The organism is Erythrobacter sp. YT30 (assembly GCF_001542875.1).
In the GTDB taxonomy this organism is placed as follows: Bacteria; Pseudomonadota; Alphaproteobacteria; order Sphingomonadales; family Sphingomonadaceae; genus Erythrobacter.
In genome coordinates this window covers 494,480-517,303 of record NZ_LMAF01000002.1, presented here as the reverse complement: position 1 = coordinate 517,303, position 22,824 = coordinate 494,480, and the positions used below count along the sequence as shown (strand labels likewise).

The 22,824-nt window shown below is 58.1% G+C and carries 16 protein-coding genes; 11 read left to right on the top strand and 5 right to left on the bottom strand.

Features of this window, described 5'->3' with window-relative positions; all coding sequences use genetic code 11:
• The first annotated feature begins 317 nt into the window (after nt 1-317).
• The 3 genes from AUC45_RS07110 to bamA all read left to right on the top strand — a co-directional run bounded on the left by AUC45_RS07110 (nt 318) and on the right by bamA (nt 6,190).
• A complete protein-coding gene (locus AUC45_RS07110) occupies nt 318-2,420 on the top strand; it encodes a hypothetical protein (RefSeq protein ID WP_067600362.1) in 2,103 nt (700 codons plus the stop codon).
• A gap of 3 nt (nt 2,421-2,423) precedes the next feature.
• A complete protein-coding gene (locus tag AUC45_RS07105; RefSeq protein ID WP_067600360.1) occupies nt 2,424-3,500 on the top strand; it encodes an autotransporter outer membrane beta-barrel domain-containing protein in 1,077 nt (358 codons plus the stop codon).
• A gap of 125 nt (nt 3,501-3,625) precedes the next feature.
• A complete protein-coding gene (gene bamA, locus AUC45_RS07100; RefSeq protein WP_233998811.1) occupies nt 3,626-6,190 on the top strand; it encodes an outer membrane protein assembly factor BamA in 2,565 nt (854 codons plus the stop codon).
• 42 nt (nt 6,191-6,232) lie between these two features.
• Here bamA and AUC45_RS07095 read toward each other — a convergent pair whose 3' ends face one another.
• Complete coding sequence (locus AUC45_RS07095; protein WP_067600357.1) at nt 6,233-6,952, bottom strand: hypothetical protein; 720 nt, start codon at nt 6,950-6,952, stop codon at nt 6,233-6,235.
• Nucleotides 6,949-7,527 (bottom strand): RNA polymerase sigma factor, encoded by a 579-nt coding sequence (locus AUC45_RS07090; RefSeq protein WP_082701019.1) that lies wholly within the window; start codon nt 7,525-7,527, stop codon nt 6,949-6,951. The genes AUC45_RS07095 and AUC45_RS07090 overlap by 4 nt, the downstream gene beginning before the upstream one ends.
• Nucleotides 7,528-7,830: 303 nt before the next feature.
• Here AUC45_RS07090 and AUC45_RS07080 point away from each other — a divergent pair, with 303 nt between their 5' ends.
• From AUC45_RS07080 to AUC45_RS07055, 6 genes are all read left to right on the top strand, one after another.
• Nucleotides 7,831-8,595 carry an EF-hand domain-containing protein gene (locus AUC45_RS07080; protein ID WP_067600349.1) on the top strand — a complete coding sequence of 255 codons (765 nt, stop codon included), beginning with the start codon at nt 7,831-7,833 and terminating at the stop codon, nt 8,593-8,595.
• Nucleotides 8,595-9,008, top strand: coding sequence for a DUF3617 family protein (locus AUC45_RS07075; protein ID WP_067600346.1), 414 nt, complete (start codon nt 8,595-8,597; stop codon nt 9,006-9,008). The genes AUC45_RS07080 and AUC45_RS07075 overlap by 1 nt, the downstream gene beginning before the upstream one ends.
• A 127-nt stretch (nt 9,009-9,135) precedes the next feature.
• Entirely contained in the window at nt 9,136-9,753 is a 618-nt protein-coding gene (locus AUC45_RS07070) for a TetR family transcriptional regulator (RefSeq protein ID WP_067600343.1), read from the top strand.
• Nucleotides 9,746-11,251: an efflux transporter outer membrane subunit gene (locus tag AUC45_RS07065; RefSeq protein WP_067600341.1), complete on the top strand. Its 1,506-nt coding sequence runs from the start codon at nt 9,746-9,748 to the stop codon at nt 11,249-11,251. Before AUC45_RS07070 ends, AUC45_RS07065 begins: the two co-directional genes overlap by 8 nt.
• A complete protein-coding gene (locus AUC45_RS07060) occupies nt 11,248-12,552 on the top strand; it encodes an efflux RND transporter periplasmic adaptor subunit (protein WP_067600338.1) in 1,305 nt (434 codons plus the stop codon). The genes AUC45_RS07065 and AUC45_RS07060 overlap by 4 nt, the downstream gene beginning before the upstream one ends.
• A complete protein-coding gene (locus tag AUC45_RS07055) occupies nt 12,549-15,806 on the top strand; it encodes an efflux RND transporter permease subunit (RefSeq protein WP_067600335.1) in 3,258 nt (1,085 codons plus the stop codon). Before AUC45_RS07060 ends, AUC45_RS07055 begins: the two co-directional genes overlap by 4 nt.
• 121 nt (nt 15,807-15,927) lie before the next feature.
• Here AUC45_RS07055 and AUC45_RS07050 read toward each other — a convergent pair whose 3' ends face one another.
• The 3 genes from AUC45_RS07050 to AUC45_RS07040 are packed head-to-tail and all read right to left on the bottom strand — an operon-like array spanning nt 15,928 to nt 19,515.
• A complete protein-coding gene (locus AUC45_RS07050; RefSeq protein WP_067600332.1) occupies nt 15,928-18,045 on the bottom strand; it encodes a xanthine dehydrogenase family protein molybdopterin-binding subunit in 2,118 nt (705 codons plus the stop codon).
• A complete protein-coding gene (locus AUC45_RS07045; RefSeq protein WP_067600330.1) occupies nt 18,042-19,034 on the bottom strand; it encodes a xanthine dehydrogenase family protein subunit M in 993 nt (330 codons plus the stop codon). The genes AUC45_RS07050 and AUC45_RS07045 overlap by 4 nt, the downstream gene beginning before the upstream one ends.
• Nucleotides 19,027-19,515 (bottom strand): (2Fe-2S)-binding protein, encoded by a 489-nt coding sequence (locus AUC45_RS07040; RefSeq protein ID WP_067600327.1) that lies wholly within the window; start codon nt 19,513-19,515, stop codon nt 19,027-19,029. Before AUC45_RS07040 ends, AUC45_RS07045 begins: the two co-directional genes overlap by 8 nt.
• A 302-nt stretch (nt 19,516-19,817) precedes the next feature.
• On the opposite strand from AUC45_RS07040, the gene AUC45_RS07035 reads away from it, so the two are divergent.
• Entirely contained in the window at nt 19,818-20,225 is a 408-nt protein-coding gene (locus tag AUC45_RS07035; RefSeq protein WP_233998572.1) for a hypothetical protein, read from the top strand.
• Between the two features lie 45 nt (nt 20,226-20,270).
• Nucleotides 20,271-22,445, top strand: coding sequence for a TonB-dependent siderophore receptor (locus AUC45_RS07030; RefSeq protein WP_067600321.1), 2,175 nt, complete (start codon nt 20,271-20,273; stop codon nt 22,443-22,445).
• Nucleotides 22,446-22,824: the final 379 nt, after the last annotated feature.

Sequence of the window (22,824 nt, the reverse complement as noted above, 5' to 3'; positions counted from 1 at the left end):
CGGGTTCACTTTGCACCATCAACTCTCGCCAATCAGCGTAAAGGTTACTTGTTCCGGAGTCATTCGTCACTTGATTGGCTGAAGAGCTTGCGTCTCGACGCCCCGTGCTAATTCTATGCCATATCCTTTGATCGAAGCAGTTGATGGTTGGCCTGCTGCGCGGGGACGGTCTCTTTGAAGTCGGATTTCAACGGGGCCAGAACACCGACCATCTCGATCGAACTGAAGGCTTCCGACCGATCGATCCGTCTTGATAACCACTTGCAGCACGCCCCTAGCTCGCTGTGCGCAGTTAAACGACGGAGCCTCCCCCGAACATGCGCCATTCCCAAATACGCCTGCTCCGTGCTGTTGCCGCCATATCCATCTCGAGCCTCGCGCTGATGCCCTTTCAAATCCACGCTCAGACCGTTGTCGATGGTGAGGCTAACGGACCCGTGCGAACATCGCAGGCCGGCGATGTAGAAGTCACCGAGGATGGCGTCGTCAGGGTAGATTCCGGCCCTGCAATTATCGTCGACAGCAGTTCCGATGTCTTCAATGAAGGTGAAATCGCTGCCGGCGAAGACGATGGTGCGACCGGAATTCGCATTCAAAACGGAACCAGCGGATCGATCATCAACGACGGCGATATCGAGGTTCTGGAAGACTTCACGGGTGAAGACGATGACCAAAATGGGGTCGCCGACGGAACGATCGCACGCGCCTCGGACCGCCATGGGATCTACGTCGAACCGGGAGGGACCTTTAACGGGCGGATCGAAAACAATGGCGACATCCTAGTCGACGGCCTCTCGTCTGGCGGGATAGTAGTGGACTCGCGCCTCGCGGGAGACATTCTGCACGGGCCAGACGGCAGCATCTTGGTAATCGGAGACAATTCGGTCGGCATTGGCACACACGATGTCACCGGCGAGATCGAAGTCCGGGGCGATATCACCGTCATCGGTCGAGCGTCCAGCGCAATGGTCAGCGAAGGCCATGTCGGCGGTACCATCACCTTGCAGGGATCGATCGCTCAGCGAACCAACTTGGTGACTGATGACGATACCTCACTGTCGTTATCGCGCGATGATTTGCGCGCCGGAGCCCCAGCAGTTGCCATGCGCGGCAAAGTCGATAGTGGTATCATCGTGGCTGCACCGCCGGAGGATGCGGACGGGGAGATTTCGGGCGACGACACCGACGGCGATGGTATCGATGATAACGAGGAAGGAACCGGCTCCATTGTTGGTTTCGGCGCGGCTCCCGCGCTTGAGGTCGAAGGGGCTGACCCCATCATCATCGGCGCAAGCACCACTGGCTACGCTTTGCAGGTCGATAGCACAATCAACGGCAATGGTTCCAGCAGGACGATCGATGCGGTCGGGGTGAGCGTCGGCGGACACGGCGGAGTGGTCGATCTTGAGGGAGGGATTGGCGTAACCGGCCGCATATCAGCGACAACGTTCGACTCTGTGGCGACTGGAATACTCATCGGAAAAAACGCCCGCGTGCCCGAACCCAATATCGGCGAAGGCGGCGTCGTAAACTCCTCGATTTCGTCGACAGGCGACGGTGAATCCTACGCGGTAAGAGACCTTTCCGGTACGCTGACCAGCGTTCGTTCTAACGGTTTCATAACCGCCAACGGCTCTTTCGAAGACGTGACGGTGGCACTCGATCTCAGCTCCAACACTTCTGGAGTAACGATAACACAGTTCTCGCCCCCAGACGAAGACGAGGACGAAGAGGAACTCATAACAACTGCGATCACAGGCGACATCCTGACAGGTTCCGGAGACGACCTGCTCGATGTGAGCGACGGTCAAATCCCCGGAGACAGCTTCTTCGGTAGCGGAGATGACCGCGTGCTTCTATCCGGCGATGCGATCTACTCGGGCGACATCGATTTCGGCGAAGGGCTGGCAACGCTCGATATCGACGACGAAGCGACCATGAGCGGCGCGATCGAGATCAACAATCAGATCGGTGCCATCACCATCGCTGGCGACGGCGCTTTTCGCGGGCAAATAAGCGGTGGCGATGCGCTCAGCGTCGATGTTCAATCGGGTTCGTTCGGCGCGGAAGATGCCGACGTCATAGCTTTCGATACTTTGAATGTCGGCGCGGACGGTTCGTTAGTCGTTTTCGTCGATACCGATACCGGCGAAAACTCGTTGTTCGACGTCGGAACAGCGAATTTCGCCGAGGGTGCGACTATCGGTGCCGACATCTCCTCGCTTGAGTTCGAGGAAGGAACTTATCTCGTTTTGGTCGGTGACGATATCAGCGGTTCGCCGGACTACAACACCGAAAGTACAGATCTCCCATTCCTGTTCGACGGTGATGTCTTTACCGATACTGCCGCCGGTGAGATCACTCTGCAGGTTCAACGAAAGTCTGCTGTCGACCTGGGACTTGATCCTGCTCTGGACTGAGCTTTGACAGCAATACTTGATGCGGCAGGCGGCGACACGGCAATCGAAAACAGCCTGCTTGAAGCGGATGACGAAGAGAGCCTGCAAACACAGATACTGGGGCTTACACCTGAGTATTCGGGCGGCAATTTTGATCTTGCAACGTCGAGCTCCAGGCTGGCAGCGGCCCATCTGTACGATCACGAGACGATGTTCTCGGTCAGCGACACGCGGATTTGGGTCGAAAGCTATTATCTGAACGGTGACTACGATCCTGATAGCATCGCAGGCGGCTACTCGCTCGGCAGTTTCGGCCTCACCGGCGGCTACGAAGCGGGTACGCCGTTTGGGCGCGTCGGCCTTTCGGCCAACATCTCGTGGGGCAGCAATTCGAACGGCACAGTGGATGCAGAGGTCGACGCATCGCACTATGAAGCCGCCCTGCATTGGCGCGAACAGTTGGGCGGCCTTCTCATGTTTGCGCGCGGCAGCTTTGCCTATGTCGGATATTCAAGTGAGAGGACATTCGAAGGCGACCTCGACGGCACTGCAGACGATGATGAGGATGATGACGAAGCAGGGTTTTTGCGGGTCGCAAGCGGAGACTTCGACGGCTTACTCTACAGCGGCTTGGTCGGTGCTTCCTACCAGGCAAAACTGGGGCAGCGTTTTACGCTGACACCTCTGGTTTCACTCGAGTACTTCCGCCTCGACGAAGATGGATACGAAGAAACGGGTGGCGGCGATGGCATGAACCTGATCGTCGAGGATCGCAGCAGCGACTCGCTCTCGATCAACTCCACTCTGGCGCTCGCCTACGCAATCGGACCGCAACAACCTGACATGATCCCGATGTCGATCGAAATCGAAGCCGGGCGCCGCACAGTGCTGAACGGTTCGCTCGGAGACACGATTGCGGAGTTCGAGGATGTGGGTGACAGCTTTCGGCTGATGGCACCTGATATCGAATCTGCCTGGCTCGGCGAAATCAGTATAATCGGCGGTGGCTATGACTTTCTTTGGTCGGTGAATGCCGCGGCGGAACACGAAGGCGATCGAACAGTCTACTCTTTGAGAGCCGGGCTGGGGATCGCGTTTTGATGCCCTGCCTCGTGCTGTCTCGTTCACTAAACGGGCCCGAAATCGAGAGCGCAGGGCCACGGCATTTGTCCAAACTTGCTTTGCTCGTCGCATTACTGGCGACAAGCGCGCTGTGCCTGCTATCAATGGCCATCGCGGCGCAGCAAGAAGATCAGACGCCTGCGGCATCGAGCGAAGCTGCGGGCGATCTGCGCGTTATCCAATCCATCAGCGTGATCGGCTCCGAACGGCTCGAAGCTGGGACCATCCTTTCCTATGTGCGCTTGCGCGTCGGCCAGACCTACACCGTTGCGCTCGGCGATGAAGCGCTCAAAGACCTCGCCGCCACGGGACTGTTCGCCGACTTCTCTATCCGTTTCGAACGCGGTGTGATCACGCTCACCCTGACGGAAAATCCCGTCATTAATCGCATCCTTCTGGAAGGGAACAAACGCATAAAACAAGACAAGATTCTCCCTGAAATCAAGCTTGCTCCAAGACAGATATTCACGCGCAGCAAGGTGCGTGCGGACGTGAATCGCATCATTGAATTGTACAAGCGCCAAGGACGCTTCGCGGCAACTGTGGAGCCCAAGCTGGTGGAGCTGCCGCAGAATCGGATCGATGTAGTCTTCGAGATCAGAGAAGGGCCCAAGTCCAAGGTACGCAAGATCAACGTCATCGGAAATGCCGTTTTCAACGACGAGACGATCAAGGAGCAGATGGTCACGCGTGAGAGCCGAGCCAAGAATCTTCTCAGCTCCAACACCAGCTATGATCCGGACCGCCTTGCGTTCGACCAGCAGAAGCTGAGGCAATTCTATTTGACTGAAGGCCATGCCGATTTTCGGGTCGTTTCAGCCGTGGCCGAACTGACCCCGGACCAGCGGGACTTTATCATCACTTATGTCGTCGAAGAGGGCGAACGCTACAGGTTCGGAGATGTCTCGACCCGCGTCGAATTGCGTGATTTCGATGAGGAATTGCTCGGAAAGCGACTGCCGATGCAGGCCAGCGACTGGTACGATGCAAAACTGGTCGAAGATACCGTGGAACAACTCGGCGAACTGGCTGGAACCTATGGCTATGCCTTCACCGATGTTCAACCGCGCTTTACCCGCAATCGCGAAGCGCGAACGATGGACATCGCTTTCGTGCTGCGACAAACGCCTCGCGTCTATGTTGAGCGGATCGACGTGAATGGCAACACGCTCACGCGAGACAAGGTGATCCGGCGTGAGTTTCGGTTAGCCGAAGGCGATGCCTTCAATTCCCTCGCTCTTCGTCAATCATCAAACCGCATCCGATCGCTCGGCTACTTTCAGGAAAATTTCGAGATCGAGCAAAAGCAGGGCAGCGGGCCTGACCGGATCGTGCTGGAAGCAAATGTTGAAGAAAGGCCAACCGGCGAGTTGGAGTTTTCAGCAGGCTTCTCATCGGTCGAGAACTTGATCCTCGCAGCGTCGGTCCGCCAACGCAATTTCGGTGGCCGCGGGCAGACGGTCGGCCTTGGCGTGAATTATTCCGGCGCGAGCCAGTCGGCACAATTTAGCTTCACCGAACCCTTTCTGTGGGACCGCAATATCTCGTTCGGTTTCAACCTTTATCAGCAGAACTACGACGATGGTTTCTTCCGCGATGGTGACACGTCTTACGAGCAATCTACGACTGGCGGCTCATTTCGGTTTGGCGCCCCGCTTACTGATTACTCTTTACTGATCCTCGGTTATACGTTGAATTTCGAACGTGTTACGCTTGATGAGAACGTGTTCTTTGCCGACCTGGATGGAGATGGGGTTGATACATGCGAGCCGCTTCTTGCAGGACGCTTCATCTGCGACGCCTTAGGAGATCGCACCGTATCGATCGGCAGCCTTTCATACATTTTCAGCAATCTCGACAACAATTTTCGCCCTACGCGCGGTTTACGATATTCGGTGACAGGCGAGGTTGCTGGTCTTGGTGGGTCGGTTTCTTATCTGCGTTTTCGTGGACGCGCTGCCAGCTTCTGGAATCTTGGAGGCGGGCTTATCGCCAGCGCACAGGCGGAGGGCGGCTACATCCACAGCCTCGATGAGGAAGAGACACGCCTTACCGACCGGTTTTTCCTCGGCGATCCGCAGTTTCGTGGTTTCGATATTCGCGGGCTCGGGCTAGCTATCGAACGGGTCACGCTTATTGCCGATGAAAACGGCGATGAAGAGGACGGGCCTACGAGTCGTGAAGCTCTGGGTGGAAACGCATATTATCTGGGCCGCCTCGAACTCGAATTGCCATTGTTGAACGGGGCGCGCGAATTGGGGCTCAGGCCCTCTTTGTTCCTTGATGTTGGCTCAGTCTTTAGCCTCAATGAGCCGCAGCTTTCGCAAAGCCCGTTCCCGGATGGAGCATTCATCGCAACCCGCGATGATGAGGGTCGTGCCCTGTATTCCCAAACATTCGACGTTGATGGGGACGGTCTAGTCGAAACGGTCACGACTATCAGCCCGATCGCTCCCGATGGCACGGCAAACTCTGCACTTGGCAGTATGATTGCACCATTTCGCGAGGACTATGTCGGGGACACATGGCGTCCGCGCATGACCGCCGGGGTGGGTGTAAACTGGAATTCGCCGTTCGGCCCGTTCCGGCTCGACCTTGCCTTCCCGATACTGACAGAAGAGTCCGACGAAACGCAGCTGTTCTCTTTCAATGTTGGAACGCAGTTCTAATTCATCGATCATTTCGACCAATCAGGAAATCGCGCCTAAACCTTATTCAGACGAAGGGGGAGGCGTCGGACCGCCTGCGAAACCTTTACCAATGACCGGATTGACGTTCATGTCGATGCCAAACCCATTTCGCGAAGGTTCTTCCACAGGGCCATAGACTTCAGTTGGGCCGTCATCCGTATTGAGAACATATTGAGATGGTGCGACTTCGTTCGCTGCCAACTGTTCACCCATATCCTCGATAGGACGGTCCGCTTCGTTCGGTGCAACGGGATCAGAAGGTTGAGCAATTTCGCGTTGGGCCGCCGGCTTCGCCGGTTTGTCAGCTTCTTTCTTCGAAGGTGCGTCAGGACCAAGCCGAGCGAAAACAGGCGGGTTGGAGGGCTGCGTGGACGGCAGGGACGACTGCTCCTCTGGCATCGACGTATCCCGGTCCGGTGCAGATGTAGCCAGCAAATCAACTTGAGCCGCTTCGTCCTGAACTGCGAGCCGCGCTGTTGCCTCCCCTTGGCCGCCAAATTGTACCAATGTCGAAACTGCGACAACCGCAGCGGCGCAGGCCGCCAAAGCTGCGAAGCGAAAGGAGCCACTTCGTGTCGGAGAGACTTCCTCTTTGATCTCGCACTCGCGGAGGTCCTGCCCCGTTTCCTCTGCAATCACAGACATTGTAATCCGGCTCGCAAGGTTGTCGGGTACCTGAGGATCGACACCGGATTTCAGAACTCGGCTCAGATCGGCATCGCTGATATTTGTGCTGCTCATCCGACAGACCTTTCGAACGTGTTTGCCGGAGTGTAATCGGGTTCGAGCATCGATGCCAGTGAACATCGCGCTCTGCGGAGCGTCGACTCGAATGCCTTAATGTGAAGACCCATGCGCTCTGCGGCGTCCTTGTTTGAGAGTTCTTCGAAATACGTCAGCACAACAGCAATACGTTGCGGTGTACTGAGCGCTTCGAAGCATCGTGCAATCGCGTTGCGCATCTCTTCTTCTTCTAGAATTGCATCTGCCGCCGGCGTCTCGTCGATCATTTCGGGTAGTTCTTCGACTAGCACGGGGCGCTTTTTTCTGAGGCGATCGAGGCAGATGCGCGTGCAAACCTGGCGCAGCCAGCCCCGCAAGTTGGTTTGCGGCCTTGCTGAGGTGTTCGCACATTTCCAAAGCTTCGTGAAGACATCCTGGACGGCATCTTCGGCCTCTTGGCGATCAAGTAGTAGGCGAAATGCAAGCTTATAAAGGGTCGGGGTGTAGCGCTCGACGAGCGACGAAAACGCCAGCACGTCGCCACCTGCGGCGCGCGCCAACATAGCATTCGAGGAGCAATCGAGGCGTTTCATTTGCGACTCTCTTGGCAGCGCTTTCGGGGGCAGAAGCACCTTTAAGCATGGCTGCCGAGGCTGAACGACAGATGACTAAGACGGCCCCAAAAAAAGATTCAGAAAGTGGGGAGGGTTTAAGCAGGTCGATGCGTCTGAGGGGGTATGACGTCGAAAAACGCCAGTCGACAAAGACCTTGCAAGTATGGGTCCAACTCCGTTTTATCGGTGACCTGTTACGAGTTCACTTGGTGGTCAAGAGTCCGTGATCGGATTGCAGCCCCTCTGCCGCCGTTCGGGCGAGTTGGACATTGGTCGGCAACAATGGCTTTTGGCGTCATGCTTTGCGTTCTTGTGACTGCGACTTCACATGAAGCGTTGGCGCAAAGCGCGCCCCTTGGCGGCATACCGCAAAGTGCTGGTACGCCGCCGGGAGGCGCAGCCAACCGCATTCGCTCTCGAATGCCAAAGGCTCCTGATCCCATCCCGGTCGCCAAATTCGACAAAGCCGTGGCGCGCCAGCATCGGGAAGCGGATCTGGATCGGGATGGCTACCTCACCATCAAAGAAGTCCGCTTGAGCATTGATCGTCTTGCCGATGAGGCGATCGCAATTCGCTTTGCCGCTATCGATACCGATCGCAACCGGATCATCGAATTTGAAGAGTTCGCCGACTGGCAAAAAACCATGGGATCGCGTGCGCTTTCCGATCTCTCCGCGGCATCCATTAATCAGTCCATGGTGCCCAGCGAAGTTCCCTTTCATGCAGGCGATGACTTTAAAGGTCGTATCTTTGGTCGCATGATCCGCCCTCTCAACGCGTCGCTTGTTGCTCAGGCCGATGCTAATCTCGATGGCAAGGTCGATGTTCTGGAACTGCAAACTATCCAAAGAAGGCAGTTCGCCATGCTGGACGCCAACTCCGATGGCTTTCTTGTGATGACAGAATTCCCAAATGCACGAGGCGATCGTGCCGGGGGGACGGCAGAAGACGCCCCGCATAACCCACTGCCGCCCTCCCGAACCCCTTCGCCACCCCCAGAAACGGCGCGTGCCCGCATCGCAGCCCAATTCGCCGAGGAAGATTGATGAAAGCGCGTGCAATTATCTCTTTTGCTGCCGCCTGCGCCGCTCTTGTGGCTCCTGCGGCGTTGGCAACGGAAGCAGGGTTCTCATCGGGTCAGTGGGAGGTTACGCGAACGGTAACGGGCGGACCAAGGGACGTCCCGGCGCAGACGGCAAAGGCCTGCATCTCCGCCGAAGCGATCGCACAGAGCAGTACAGCCCCTATCCAGCTTGGTGTTGTCCGCAGCGACGAAGGACCCGATTGCACGATCTCAGAGGCCGCACTTGCCGCAGATGGCTCGGCGAGCGCAAGCATGGTGTGCGAAGGACGGATTGGGAAAATGCGAACCATGCTCTCCGGCCTCGCATCGTCCGAAAGCTTCGACATGAGTGGCAAGCTGAAGGTCGCTTTCTTCAGCGCCAATGTAAGATACTAGGGCCGGCGGGTCGGCGCTTGCCCATAGTCCTGAACTCAACGCAAGATCTCCTTCATGGGCATATTCGATTGGCCCTTTTCGCTCGTCAGACTTGCAATTCGTTCGAACGAATGATAACGAATCGAACATGCGAGAAAGATTGATCGAAGTTGCGATTCGGCAGTTCGGGGAGCTCGGTTTCGATGGGGCGAGTACCCGCGAGATCGCGGCGGCCGCCGACACTACCATGAGCAACATCACCTATCATTTCGGCGGCAAAGAGGGGCTGTACCGCGCTGCCGCCAAAGCCATAGTCGATCGTTTAGCATTGGTTGTTGGACGAGAACCGATACCCGTGCTCAGCAAAGACGCTGAAGATTCAGCGCGTGTCGAATTGATCTGCGCGATCTTGCGGCGCATCGGCGAATTCATGCTGAGCAGTGAAGCCGCTGCGATGGCCCGGTTTGTCGCTCGAGAGCAGCAAGACCCCAACTCATTCATGCGGGAATTGCTAAGCAACAGCGTCTTACATGCCGGGGTCATTTTCGAAAATGAGATCGCTCATTTGCGTCCTGAACTGGATGAGCGCGAACGCCGGGCAACAGTCTTTTTTATGCTTGGTATGGCCATATCACTCCGCAGCTCGCGTCTTTCGCTATGCGTCTTCATGGACGTTGAGGATATAGACGATGCAACGGCCGATTTCCTTGTCGGACAGCTTGAACGGATGGTGCGGGACGTGTTGCTCGCCACTCCCCATGCATAGATCGGTCCTCACGACTCTCGGCCTGTCGCTGCTGCTTGGAGGCTGTATCTCGCTCGCACCGGATCGAAAGGTTCCGGCCAAAGCTGCGGACATGCCTTCCGACTATCGCGTGGGCGAGACCTCGGGCGATTATCGACCCGAAGCGTGGTGGTCAGGTTTCGAGGATCCGGTCCTGGATGCACTGGTTGATCAGGCTCTCCGTCAGAATCTCGACATTGCCGAAGCGGTGGCCAGGGTTGAGCAGGCAAGCGCGCAGGCGAGGCTTTCGCGCGCAGCATTGCTTCCCACGCTCGATGCAAGCGGCGGGGCCAGCTTCTCCAGCACCCCTCTCGAAGGCAGCGCGTTCGGTGATCTCGGCGGCGGCGCGATCGATCGGATCGAAAACGAGACATTCACGCTCAGTGCCGGAGCAGCTTACGAACTCGATCTTTTTGGGCGCGCGAGAAACGACTTCGCGGCCGCGCGCCGAGATGCTTTGGCGACGCGATACGATCTGCAGGCGGTACGGCTTGCGGCTAGTGCCGAAACGATTTCCGCCTATTTCGACGTGGTCGATACGCGGCGCCAGATAGAGCTGACGCTGAAGATCGTCGACATACTGGAGGATCGGGCCTCCAGAACCGACGATCGATTCCAGCGAGGTCTGATCGACAGCTTCGAACTCTACCAGATTCGGCAAGAGCTGCGCTCAACGCAGGCATCCTTGCCACAGCTGGAGAGCGGACTGGCCGCATCGACGGGGCGACTGGCTGTCCTGCTCGGTACATACCCGGATGAAATGGAGAAGCAGCTAGCGCAGGCGCTCATGCCGCGACTGGTTTTCGACCCGGTTCCGCTAGGCCTTCCCGCCGACCTTCTCGACCAGAGACCGGACGTTGCTGCTGCATGGGCGCGGCTTGATGCCGCACGACTGCGCATCGGCGCTCGCAAAGCCGAGCGTTTCCCTCGCATCAGTCTGTCCGGGTCACTTGGAACACAAGGTGGCCAGCCCGAAGGCGCTTTTGACTTTGCCGATAACTGGACCACTTCATTGGCTGCAAGCATCGTTGCGCCGATCTTCGATGGCGGCCGGATCTCAGCGAACATCCGCAGCGCGAGGGCCGTTTATGATCAGAACGCAGCCGCTTATGCGCGTACGGTCATCACGGCATTCCGCGAAGTCGACAGCGCTATCGCCGACTATGAAGAGCAGCGCCAGCGCTACATCCTCATCGCGGAGCAGTTGAGCGAGGCACGGTCATCGCTTGAACTTCAGCGCAATCGCTTTGCGGCAGGGGTCGGCAGCTACACCGCTTGTCTCGATGCACTGCGAACGGTCTATCAGGTAGAAGCCAGCCTTTCGTCCGCGGCACGCGCGACGGCATTGGCACGTCTGGGCATTCATCGTGCTTTGGGCGGTGATTGGGCACCCAATACGGAATTCAAGGAAATAGACATGCGACCGGCTGAAGAGCCCGCGATGAAACTCGCGCCCACAATCGAGGGAGAACGCCCATGAGCACACAGGTGAAATGGTCTCTCGGCATTCTCGCCGCCGCGCTTGCTATCGCGGCTCTGATGATCCTCTTGCGCCCCGATCCGGTCGAGGAAGAGCGTGTCCAACAGGCTCCGCTGGTCGAAGCAATCGCGTTCGAGGCGGCATCGGGCGAAATTCCCGTTATAGCGTCCGGCACCGTTGGACCGCGCGAAGAGGTAGTGATCGGCGCGCAAGTCTCGGGCCGGTTGAGCTACGTTAATCCATCTTTTCGCGAAGGGGGAGTCGTGGCCGCTGGCGCGACGCTATTCCGGATCGAAGCGGCTGACTTCGTCAATCAAGTCCGCATTGCACAAGCCGATGTCGCAGCGCAGAACGTCTCGGTTCTGCAAGCTGAAGAAGAAGTCGCGATCGCAACGGACGAATTGCGGCGCTTCGCGCAACGCGACGGCGCAGCGGGCGGGCTCTCTTCTGTCATCGATACGAATGATCACGCCGCCCGCATTCTTCCCCCTGCAGACATGGAAGAAAGCGTGACCGCTCCCAGGGCCGGCAGCAGCGAGGAAACGAAAGACATTGCAGGCCTTGCTACTCGCGAACCGCAACTGCAATCGGCGAAAGCGGCGCGCGATCGGGCTGCGGCCAACCTTGCCGTCGCTGAACTCACACTGGCTCGAACGCGGGTAGCATCTCCGTTCCGAGGCTTGGTACGCGAGGAAAGCGCTGCCGTCGGTACGCTTGTCCAGCCGGGACAGTCACTTGGTTCAATCGTCGCCAGCGATGCCTTCGAAGTCAGGCTTTCGCTAACTCAGGATGAGGCTGCGCTTATTCCAGGTCTTCTGCGTGGATCGAGCGGCAGGATTCAGGCGGACATCTTCTACGATTACAGCGGGTTGACCTATCGCTGGCCCGCTTTTGTAGACCGAGCGGACGCGATCCTCGATTCTGCGACACGCAATGTCGAGGTGTTCCTGCAAGTGCCCGCGCCGCTTACCGGCGGGCGACTTGCCGACCAGGAGAATGTCGACACAGTCGCGCAGGCGCCGCCTCTTTTGCTGGGCGCTTTTGTCCGCGCGGAGATCGCTGGAACCAGTCTCGATAGCTATGCGGTGATCCCGGCGGTTGCACTTCGCCCGGGGAACGAAATCTGGGTCGTGCGCGATGGCAAGATGCGCATTCTCCCGGTGCGGGTGATCCAGCGGACCGATGATCTCGCCTATGTAATTGCTCCGAGGGTGGAACTTGGCGGCCTGCTTGTCACCAGCAGCTTGACCGCTCCGACCGATGGAATGCCAGTACGAGTTTCCGGAAAGCAAGCTCAATGAGCGACGACGAGACTTCGGGCGCAGAGAACGGCCGCCCCCGCGATCGCTTTGGCAATGTCTCAGGCGATCGTGCGCGCGATCGCACCGGCGTCATCGCCTTTATGGCGCGCAATGGCGTCGCGGCGAACCTGTTGATGATCTTCATGATCGTCGCCGGGTTCGTCTCCTATGGTCGTATTGTTCAGGAGGTATTTCCCGAAAACAGCCTCAATACAATCGCCGTCACGGTATCCTATCCCGGCGCGACGCCTGAAGAGATCGAGGAGTCGATCGTTCAGCGCGTCGAAGAAGCTGTTGAAGCTATCGAAGGGGTCAAGGAGATCACTTCAACTGCGTCGGAGGGCTCAGGGACAATCAACGTAGAACTCGAACTCGGAACTGACGTCGCACAAGCACTGGACGAAGTGAAGTCCGAAGTCGACCAGATCAACACCTTCCCAGTTGAAGCCGAAGAACCCGATATTCGAGAACTAACGACGCGACAGGTGGTCATGCGGATCGCGCTTTTCGGCGAAGTTTCGGAGCACACGCTGAAGGAAAGCGCCTATGCGCTAGAGGATGCGATCTCCAGCTTGCCTGAGGTCAGCTACGTCCAGACCAGCGCGGTGCGCGACTACCAGATTTTCGCCGACGTGCCGCAAGACCGCTTGCGCGCTCTCAATCTGTCGCTGACAGACATTTCGCAGATCGTCACCGCAAGCAGCCTCGACAGTCCCGCTGGTGCGATCGACACGGCGACCGAAGAAGTCCGCGTCCGCACAGTGGGTCAAAATTATACGCAGCAGGATTTTGAAGACATCGTGCTTGTCAGCTCAGGCGAAGGTGCTCTGCTGAGGCTTGGCGACGTGGCCGATATCGAGGACGGTTTCGAAGATGCCGACCTGATCACACGCTTCAATGAAAAACCGGTCGCCTTCGTCGATGTTTACCGCACAAGCGACGAGCGCGTGCTGGACGTGGCTGATGCCGTGAAGGAGTTGTTGGCGGAAGACTACCCGCTCCCGCCCGGCGTTAGCCATGCCGTATGGGACGACAATTCGGAGCTTCTCAACGACCGACTGTCGCTTTTGCTGGAAAACGCAGCATTGGGCCTGTTGTTGGTTCTCATTTCACTCACACTATTCCTCGATCTGCGGCTCGCATTTTGGACCGCCATCGGGATCGGTGCGACTTTCACCGGCGCGATTTTCATCCTCGAATACGCTGGTTCGAGCATCAATATGTTCTCGCTGTTCGGGTTTATCCTCGCGCTTGGATTGGTGGTGGATGACGCCGTGGTGGTCGGCGAGAACATCTACGCCGAACGCGAGCGTGGCCGGACCGGGATCGGCGCTGCGATTGCCGGGGCGCAGCGCGTTAAGGTCCCGGTGATCTTTGCCGTGCTTACTACAATCACAGCCTTTTCGCCGTTGTTGGCGGTAGGCGGTTCGATCGGAAAGATCCTCGCCGATGTTCCCTTGGTCGTCCTCGCTGTCCTGAGCCTTTCACTAGTCGAATCGATGCTCGTCCTGCCGCACCATCTGTCGCATCTGCCAGCCGCGGGCACTGCTGCCACCAATCGCGTGACACGGTTCTTCGAGCGCGTACAGACGACTGTCGATGACAAGCTTCGTGCATTCGTGGACGGCCCGCTGGACCACGCACTTCGCTTTTCTGTCAAGGCGCCTTACGTGATCTTGTCGGCCGGAGTTGCCCTGCTCATCGTCTTCGTAGCAATGCTGCCTGCGGGCATAATCAAGTTCACTTTCTTCCCGGATATCGAGGCCGACGTCGTCACCGCATCGGTCGAGATGCCAGCAGGGACAACTATCGATCGTACGTCCGAAATCGTGCGCCGGCTAGAAAGCGCCGCCGACCGCGCCGTCGCCAGGTTTGCAGGCGATAATGATGGTCAACCGAGCTTTGTCGAAGCAACTTTTACGACCGTCGGACTTCGTTCCACCCAAAGCGGGCCGGGCGGTCCTGATCAGCAATTCCGTCCCAACCTAGCCGACGTACAGATTGCACTGGTTCCGTCGAGCAATCGCGAAGTGTCGGCAGCTCAGGTTGAACAGGCCTGGCGCGAGGAACTGGGAGAGATTCCGGAAGCGGACTCGCTCACGATCAGCTCGACGCTCCTTTCCTTGGGCGATCCCGTCAATGTACAGATCTCGCACCCTGATGAGGCTGCGCTCGATCAAGCGCGTTTGCGGATCATGGACCAATTGCAGAGGATCGGTGGTGTCTTCGACGTCGAAAGCGACCGCGATGCCGGGATGCGAGAGATCGAGTTGCGGCTTAAACCTTCCGCACGGACCCTTGGCGTAACGCTCCAGGATGTCGCGAGCGAGGTCCGCGCCGCCTTTTTTGGGTCTGAAGCCGTCCGGGTGCAGCGCGGTCGCGAAGACGTCAGAGTTTATGTTCGCCTGCCGGAGGATGAACGAGATTCGATTGCAGATATTGAACGCTTCCGCATCCGTGTACCTGGCGGCTTCACCTCTCTGGGTGCAATCGCGGAAGCGTCCTTCACCGAAGCGCCATCCCAAATCCGGCGTGAAGGCGGACGTCGGATCGTGACAATCAGCGCGGATGTTCAGGAAGACGCGATCACCGGTCAGGAAGCAACCCGAGTGCTCCAGGAAGAAGTTCTACCGTTGGTTGCCGCCGACTATCCGGAACTCCGCTACAGCTTCGGCGGTGAACAGGAAGAACAGCAGGAAAGCTTTGCTGATCTAGGATCAGCCTTCGGCCTCGCACTGATCGCGATCTACGCCCTGCTCGCCATCCCGTTCAAATCTTACACTCAGCCGCTTATCATCATGGCCGCGATCCCATTCGGATTGGTCGGCGCGCTGCTCGGCCATCTCCTGCTCGGTATTCCGCTCGGCATCCTTTCGATCTTCGGCATCGTCGCGCTTTCGGGAGTGATCATCAACGGCTCTCTCGTCCTGATCGATTTCCTAAATGAAAACCTGGCCGCGGGTATGCCGCACGACGAGGCCATGATCGAAGCGGCCAAGTCGCGCTTCCGCCCTATCATGTTAACGGCTGTCACTACGTTTCTGGGCGTCGCGCCTATCACCTTCGAAACCAGCCTTCAAGCGCAGTTCCTGATCCCGATGTCGGCCAGCCTTGGTTTCGGAGTTCTGTTGGGAACTGCTTTATTGATGCTGATTATCCCGGCGCTAGCAATTCTGCACCTCAGGGCCAGGGACGCAATACGTGATTGGTTCGGGCGCGAACAAACCAATCCACAAATCGCATCCGCGATGTAATGAACCGCTCGGCGGGCATGACACGTTGATCCAAAACGGGCGGACCTCATTCCAGAAATCCGATGCCAGTTTTATGCACAACTTGGCTTAGAAGCGGACAGGCCGCAATCGGCCCAAAAGCTCACATTAGATCGTCAAGCCTGATGGGCAGATCCCTCACACGAATGCCCGTCGCGTTGTAGACCGCATTCGCGATCGCGGGCGCTGTTCCGACTGTGCCGAGCTCACCGATGCCGCGTGCTCCGAACGGATTGAAATCGTAATCCGGCTCGTCGATAAATTCGACGTCAATGTCGTGTATATCGGCGTTCACCGGCACGTAGTATTCGCCGAGGCTTGGATTGATAAAGCGCCCGCTTTCCGGATCGACGAATGTCTCTTCCAGCATCGCCATGCCGACGCCAAAGATCATTCCGCCGATCATTTGGCTACGCGCGGTCTTCGGATTTAGTATCTTGCCGGCATCAAAGACGCCGACGAGGCGCGGGATACGCACGATGCCGAAATCCTTATCAACGCGCACTTCGGCAAAGATGGCTCCAAAGGACAGGAAGCTCTTGCCCATGTCGTTGTCGCCGCCAAATCCAAGCGATTCCTCGCTTCCTGCCTCGGCAGAAATGGCTTCATCGCCCGATGCCTGCGCGCGCTTTTCCTGCAGAGCGTCACACGCCGCGGCAACGCCGCCCGAGACACTGGCAGTTGTCATCGACCCGCCGGCCAGCGGACCTTCCGGCAAGTCAGTATCGCCGATTTCGACTGCGACATCTGCGGCCTCTAGACCGAGCTTTTCGGCCACCATCTGAGCTAGAATTGTGTAGAGCCCGGTGCCGATATCCTGCACAGAAATCTCGACCTTGGCGGTCTCGTCAGGAAATAGCGTGACACGCGCAGCCGCGGGGCTTCGATAGGCAGGATAATAAGTCGTCGCCACTCCGAGCCCGACGAGTTCATTGCCTTCGCGCCATTGGCCAGGGGATTTGCGACGTGACCAACCTATGCGCTCAGCGCCGCGATCGAGACATTCGGGATGGTTGAACGTTGACCATGGACGAGAGTTGCGCGGGTCCATTTGCGAAGCGTTACGCTTGCGCAGTTCGACCGGATCTATCCCGAGCTTTTCTGCCAGCTCGTCAACCGCACTTTCGAGTGCGAAAGCGCCTGACGCTTCGCCCGGGCCGCGCATCGGAGTGGGCGAAGGGCGGTTCAAAACGCGATTGGAATGGGTGACCACCAGATTAGGGCAATCATACAGAACCATCGAGGGCATTCCGCACGGTTCCATATGGTCGCCGATTGGAGAGCGATGCGAAAGCGTCTCATGCTTGAGGGCGGTAAACGTGCCGTCCGACTTGGCAGCCAGCGTGATCGATTGCCTGGTCTGCGGTCGATGCCCGCACGATGTATACATATCGGACCGCGAGAGAACCAGACGCACCGGCCGCCCAGTAGCTCGCGCAGCTGCGGCAGCAATCAGCGAATGCGGCCAGGCATATCCCTTGCAGCCAAAGCCGCCGCCGATGAACGGGTTGAGAACACGCACCTGATCCTTGGCGAGACCCGTGCCTGCTGCGAGGTAATTCCGGTCGTTCACATTCCCCTGTGTGGCATCATAAACCGTTAGGCGATCGCCATCCCATACCGCTGTCGTCGCAGAAGGCTCGATCGGATTGTGGTGCTCGACCGGGGTTGTATAGGTGGCCGAAACGCTCACGTCTGCGTCGGCCAGGCCCTCATCGAAGTCGCCGCGGTGAACCTGGAGGGCCTCACCGGTTCCGCTCGCGTCAGGTTTGTCGAGATCAGAGTCCTCGTCATCGAGCGCAATATGCCGGGAATCTTCTTCATACTCGACAAGGATGGCAGCGGCCGCCGCTTCCGCTACCTCGAGGGTCTCCGCAAGCGCGAGGCCGATGTGCTGGCCAACGAAATGAACCTGGTTGTCAATGAAAGGCGTGCGCTGCTCATTCACTACAAAGCTATCGTCGTTTGGCGCATCGATCCGGTAAATGAGGTCACCATCCTCATAGCTCAGGAATCGAACGAAGCCGGGCATCTGCTTTGCTTCGGCGGTATCAAAGCCTGCGATATATCCCGCAGCGACGGTGCTCTTTACTAATACACCGTGTAACAACGCCCCATCCGATGACTTGCGATCTCCGGAATAATGCGCACCGCCGGTGGTTTTCAGGACACCATCGATCCTTGAGACGGGTTTGCCGATCACGCGGGTCTGCTCGGTCATTTGGCGTCTCCCGACAGTTCGGAGAGAACGCGCACGATCGCGCGCTTTGCAAGGTCGATCTTGAAGCCGTTGCCGCTGTAAGCTTTTGTTTCGCGGAAGATGATCGCAGCCCCGGCAGAAAAGGCTTCTTGCGTAGCTGGCTGGCCCACCATCGCGGCTTCGGCCTCCTCGTCGCGCCAAGGAACAGTGCCGACGCCGCCGACTGCAAGGCGCACCTCGCTGATGATGCCATCTTCCACGCCGATCGCGGCTGCGACGGAAACGAGTGCAAAGGCGTAGCTGGTTCGGTCACGCAGTTTGCGATAATGTGAGTTGCGCGCGATCGGCGACGGCGGAACCTCGATCGCGGTGATCATTTCGTCATGCCGCAGGTCGACCTCGTCATAAGGTGTATCGCCCGGAAGCTTGTGAAGCTTTTCGATGGGTATCGCCCGCTGTCCATTCGTGCCCTCAACATGGACGATGGCGTCGAGTGCGCGCAGCGGCAGACAAAGATCTGAAGGGTTCGCTGCGATGCAGTGTTCGCTCGTGCCGAGAACCGCACACATCCGATTAATGCCCTCGATAGCGTCGCATCCCGATCCCGGCTCTCGCTTGTTGCAACGCGCGTTTTCCTCCGGGTAGTAAAAGCAACGGTTCTTCTGAAGCAGATTGCCGCCCATTGATGCCATGTTGCGGATCTGGGTCGTCGCTCCTGCAAGAATAGCCTGAGAGATCATCGGGAAATGCTCTTGAACATCGGGATGCCATGCGACCGCACTGTTCGACGCGAGCGCACCGATCATCAGTCCGCCATCATCGCTCATGGTCACATCGCGTAGGCCTGAGATCGCGTTGATATCAATGAGTGTTCCGGGCGTCTCCACGCCCTCTTTCATGAGATCGACGAGATTGGTGCCTCCCGCGATCAGCTTGGCATCTTCATTCGCAGCGAGGCTCTTCGCCGCATCGGCCACGCTGGCTGCCCGAACCAACTCGAATTCACGCATCAGGCTGCTCCTTGGCGATCTTGGCCCGCGCTTCCTGAACCGCGGCAACAATGTTGGGATAGGCGCCGCAGCGGCACAGATTGCCGCTCATCGCCTCGCGAACCTCGTCGTCGCTCTCGCCCCACGGCTCCTTAGCCATAGCCACGGCAGACATGATCTGACCTGACGTGCAGTAACCGCATTGAAATCCGTCATGCTCGATAAGGGCTTTTTGGACTGGATGAAGCTTATCGCCATTGGCGAGCCCTTCGATGGTGGTGATCGATCTGCCGTCGCACAGCGCCGCAAGGGTAAGACAAGCGAGCGAGCGCTGACCGTCGATCATAACCGTGCACGCTCCACATTGACCGTGATTGCAGCCTTTTTTTGTGCCGGTGAGATCAAGGTGTTCGCGCAAGAAGTCGAGAAGCGTCGTTCGAGTGTCGAACTCTGCTGAAATCCTAGTGCCGTTTACTTCGAAGCTTGAGGTAGTTCGCTTCATTTATTCCTCCATCGATACAGATGGTAGAGGGGCAGGAAGCGACATCGACGCGGCGTCTTACTTGGGCGCACTGTCCGCTTGGCTTATCGCTCGAAGAACTAATGCCGATAGACGTGACTGGTTCCATGCTTGCCAGGTGCTTGGGTCCGCCTGGTCGATACTATAGAGATTGAGACGACTGCTTCTTGGGTCGCCGCTCCAAAAGCGGACGTTCACCAGTTCTGAGTGACAAGGCGTGGGCTCTAAGCTAGTCGCGTGGCTCCATGGATGCCGGCCCGAATCTTGCTTTGTTAAGACGCTTTGTGACCTTCGCGGTCATCTCTTTAGTGATTCTCGCCAGCGCAATGGTCCCTCGCGGCTACATGATTGCGCCTTCCGAGGCGGGTGGATTGCAAGTCACGGCCTGCCCAGAAACCAACCCGATTGCACGCGTGATGGCGCACCGCCTCGGCGAGGAACAGCGCTTGGCTCACGCGGCGATGGGCCACGATATGGACCACGCTGGAGGAGAAGCTCCTTCCACGAGCCAGACCGGCGGTGATTGTGCATTTGCAGGGTTTTCAGCCCAAGGTATCGCGCAGTCAGGGCACGTCTGGGATGCTCCGTTTGATGCCTGCGTTGCATTGACTCCCCCTTTCATCGAGGAACGAACCGAAGCGGGCCCCTTTCGGCTGCGTCCGCCCTCGCGAGGGCCGCCAAACCGCGTCTGACCCACTCCCGTTCAGATACGTGCGCTACCCCTGGGCGGGCGCACGATGGCCCACGCAAACTTCGGATATATCACAATGGCATTCCATCTATTTGGCAGGGCGCTTGCGCTCGCCTCCCTCTCGCTCATTCCATTCCAAGCCGCATTGGCAAACGAAAGCTTAGCCGCCGACGGCTCTGATCCGGGACCCGATGATCCGGTCCTGACTGACACAATTGTCGTCAGCGCGCTTCGCTCGGATTCCGCATTGCGGCTGAGCCAAGACAATTTGGCTATGCCCGAGCAGATCGCGCTCCCCGCTGATGCGACTGCCATCGCAGCGCGCGTTCCGGGCGGTGCGTTCTTCGGAAACGGGGCTCTGTCGGGGCAATTATCCTATCGCGGTCTTGCCGGACAACGCGTTTTGGGGCGCGTCAACGGCCAGCGCTTTGCAACCGGGGGGGCCAATGCGATGGACCCGCCCTTCCACTATGCGCCTTCGGTTCTGGTGGAACGCATTGACGTGGCTCGGGGGGTCGCACCGGTGTCGCAAGGTCCTTCGCTGGCCGGAGCCGTCAACGCGCAATTGTTCGAGACGCAATTCGGCGATAGCGTCAGTTGGTCGCCAGACCTTCGTTTCACCAGCCAATATCGCAGCGTCGACAACAGCTACGCGGTGGGCTCCATGGCTGGCGTCTCGAATGAGAACTGGCGCTTCGGGGTAATCGCTAGTCGCGAAGAAGGCGATGATTACGAATTCCCCGGAGGCACGGCGGTCGGCACGTCGTTCGAACGCAACCTATACGGCGCGCATGCCGGTTTCCAGGCCGGGGCAGGCGAATTGTTCATCGAGTATCGCCGCAGCGAAACCGACCCCACTGGCAACCCTCCGTTCTTTCTCGACATCGTGTTCTTCGACACCGATTTTGTGCAAGGCGGATTTCGCGGCGAGATCGCGGATGACGTGCGGCTCTCACTCAGGCTGGGGCACGTCTCCATTGCTCACCTGATGGACAACCAGACCACCCGCAATCCAGTGGCCCCGCCCAACCGCGCGCGCGCAACCTTCGCTGATGCCGATACAAGCACTGCTGAACTGGCCGTGCGGTTTGGCAAGGCGAACTCCCATATTCAGATCGGTGCTGACGCTGAACTTACCGACAAGTTTGTAACGATTACCAACCCCTTTAACGATGCGTTTTTCCTAGAATCGCAACCCAACGTTCAAGCTGAGCGCGTCGGCGCGTTCGTGCAGTGGAGAGGCGGTTTTGGCCAAGCGCAATTCGAACTGGGCGCACGGATCGACAGCACGTATCAGTCTTCCGGAGCTCCCCAGCTTGGCGCGGCGGTCCCCATGGGACCGCGGCGGCTTGCCGCGGCCTTTACCGCCGCAGATCGCGAAACCCGCCAGACGACCGTGGACGCTGTGCTGCGCGCATGGATGCCAATGGGCGCCATTACCCCGCGCGCGACGTTGGCGCGAAAGGAGCGGGTCGCTAGCCTGCTTGAAAGATTTGGCTGGTTGCCAACCGAAGCAAGTTTTGGTCTGGCCGATGGCAACATCTATGTTGGCAATCTGGATCTCAAGCCAGAGACCGCCTGGATTGCGGAGCTCGGCTTCGATCTTGAAACCGACACTTTTTCGCTACGTCCCACAGCGTTTTACCGCCGCGTCGACGACTTTATTCAAGGTGTCCCTTTCGATGATACGATCGGCGTGATTGACAGCCCGGTCGAGATGATAGCCTCGATGAACGGAGACCCGACGCCCCTTCGCTTTGGTAACGTAGATGCAGAGCTGTTCGGGATTGATCTCGACTTTGTTCTTCGCCCCGTAGAACGTATCGAACTGAGCGGGACAGCAAGCTTCGTCAGGGGCAAGCGCCGCGATGCGGACGACAATCTTTATCGCATCCCCCCGGCAAACCTCCGTTTGTCGGCAGCCTATCAAGGCGACGGCTTTTCCTTTGGCGCAGAGTTGTTTGCAGCGGCCGACCAGAACGACGTGTCAGCCTTTAACGGTGAGCAGACGGCTCAGTCCCTTGCGGTGGTTGGCCTGTTCGCACGGTATGGGTTGACCGAGGGTCTCGCCATCGAAGCTGGCGTCGAGAACCTTTTTGACGAGTTCTACCAGCCCCACCTCGCTGGGCGTAGCCGGTTCGGTGCGTCCGACGTGCCGCTTTTCGACCGGCTGCCCGGTCCAGGCCGCGGTGTGTGGGCGCGGGTCACAGGGCGTTTCTAACGAAGCGCATTGGGGCAATTTGTCGGGGCCGATAGAGGAAGGGATCAATGTCGGGAACTGGGGTCGTTGGCTGAACGGCTGCTTTGACACTCGTTGTGCTCCGAACCGGTCAGCCCGCTTTTCGGCCTAGGTCAAGCCATGGCTCACTCACCGAAGCGGAGATTAAAGCTGACGTTCCGTTCTCCTTGCTAAATTCCAGAACCAAAGTCCTCGGTGCGGTTGATAGCAAGCGTCAAGAATTGAAGCGATGTGTGCATATCAGCGCTTTGCATTTTGGGGCTTGTTATCCTCGTTCCGCTGCTCAGCCATGAGATTTGGCATCTCGATTTCTGAGCCCTTTTGACTCAGATCAATGCCTGCTGAATCCGCGGCGCTCATC

What these genes read in the sequence shown, in the direction of transcription:
- AUC45_RS07110 (WP_067600362.1), top strand. Translation starts at nt 318, where the DNA reads ATGCGCCATTCCCAAATACGCCTGCTCCGTGCTGTTGCCGCCATATCC.
- bamA (WP_233998811.1), top strand. Translation starts at nt 3,626, where the DNA reads ATGGCCATCGCGGCGCAGCAAGAAGATCAGACGCCTGCGGCATCGAGC.
- AUC45_RS07095 (WP_067600357.1), bottom strand. Translation starts at nt 6,952, where the DNA reads ATGAGCAGCACAAATATCAGCGATGCCGATCTGAGCCGAGTTCTGAAA.
- AUC45_RS07090 (WP_082701019.1), bottom strand. Translation starts at nt 7,527, where the DNA reads ATGAAACGCCTCGATTGCTCCTCGAATGCTATGTTGGCGCGCGCCGCA.
- AUC45_RS07080 (WP_067600349.1), top strand. Translation starts at nt 7,831, where the DNA reads ATGGCTTTTGGCGTCATGCTTTGCGTTCTTGTGACTGCGACTTCACAT.
- AUC45_RS07075 (WP_067600346.1), top strand. Translation starts at nt 8,595, where the DNA reads ATGAAAGCGCGTGCAATTATCTCTTTTGCTGCCGCCTGCGCCGCTCTT.
- AUC45_RS07070 (WP_067600343.1), top strand. Translation starts at nt 9,136, where the DNA reads ATGCGAGAAAGATTGATCGAAGTTGCGATTCGGCAGTTCGGGGAGCTC.
- AUC45_RS07065 (WP_067600341.1), top strand. Translation starts at nt 9,746, where the DNA reads ATGCATAGATCGGTCCTCACGACTCTCGGCCTGTCGCTGCTGCTTGGA.
- AUC45_RS07060 (WP_067600338.1), top strand. Translation starts at nt 11,248, where the DNA reads ATGAGCACACAGGTGAAATGGTCTCTCGGCATTCTCGCCGCCGCGCTT.
- AUC45_RS07055 (WP_067600335.1), top strand. Translation starts at nt 12,549, where the DNA reads ATGAGCGACGACGAGACTTCGGGCGCAGAGAACGGCCGCCCCCGCGAT.
- AUC45_RS07050 (WP_067600332.1), bottom strand. Translation starts at nt 18,045, where the DNA reads ATGACCGAGCAGACCCGCGTGATCGGCAAACCCGTCTCAAGGATCGAT.
- AUC45_RS07045 (WP_067600330.1), bottom strand. Translation starts at nt 19,034, where the DNA reads ATGCGTGAATTCGAGTTGGTTCGGGCAGCCAGCGTGGCCGATGCGGCG.
- AUC45_RS07040 (WP_067600327.1), bottom strand. Translation starts at nt 19,515, where the DNA reads ATGAAGCGAACTACCTCAAGCTTCGAAGTAAACGGCACTAGGATTTCA.
- AUC45_RS07030 (WP_067600321.1), top strand. Translation starts at nt 20,271, where the DNA reads ATGGCCCACGCAAACTTCGGATATATCACAATGGCATTCCATCTATTT.